Annotated in this window: 1 protein-coding gene; it reads right to left on the bottom strand. The window is 23.5% G+C overall.

The features are described from left to right. Positions 1-188 precede the first annotated feature (188 nt). Positions 189-677 (bottom strand): hypothetical protein, encoded by a 489-nt coding sequence (locus EHU54_RS06035; protein ID WP_400249495.1) that lies wholly within the window; start codon positions 675-677, stop codon positions 189-191. Positions 678-885 lie beyond the last annotated feature (208 nt).

Genomic DNA, 885 nt, shown 5'->3' with positions numbered 1-885 from the left:
ATAAAAGACATAATTAATTAAAATTATAATTTGCTATTAGTATCTTTTTAAAAATATTTACAATTATTTTAATAGGTTATGCAAGAAGTCTAATGATTAATTACTTTTTTATCATATGCTTTTTGACCTGTTTTAGGATCTAATACTGGAACTATTAATTTAGATATTTATTCACCATTACTTTCTAATTATTTACGATTAAAAGGTAATAATTTGTTTAAATAATCTATATGATCTTGATAAATACTATCAGGGTTAGTACTTGTAATTAATATTAATTTTTTATAATCACGAACTGCTTGCATAATTGCTTCTTTTTCTGATTTACTAAATTCATTTGCTTCTTCAAGTCAAATAATACATAAATCAGCACCATTTGCTCTTGCTGTTCCTTTACCTAATATAAGGATTAAACCAACTTTATCTAATGCATCTTGAATATCTTGTTGCATTTCAGCAGTATCAGCACTATTTAATCTAAAACCATATATTGCTATTTTTTTATCTTTATTTGCTAATACAAAACAACTTAATAATGCTATTAATTCATAAATACTATATGTTTTACCCGCTTTACGACTACCTGCTAAATTAATCTTATCTGCTATATATTCTTTATTTTCTAATAAACTAACTACTATCTCATTAAGATAACTATATTCATATAACATTGCCATTATATTTTTCTCCTATCTGTTATGTTAATTACTGGGGGAATATAGTTTATTTTAGTTTCATTTTCACAACCATAATACTGTGCATATACTGATACACCCCCCTTAGTTTCGTTTAAGAGATGTAATTTTATATTAGACTTCTTGCATAACCTATTAAAATAATTGTAAATATTTTTAAAAAGATACTAATAGCAAATTATAATTTTAA

This window comes from Spiroplasma sp. ald, assembly GCF_044714355.1.
Lineage (GTDB): Bacteria > Bacillota_I > Bacilli_A > Mycoplasmatales > Mycoplasmataceae > Spiroplasma > Spiroplasma phoeniceum.
This window is presented reverse-complemented; position numbering and strand designations above follow the sequence as displayed.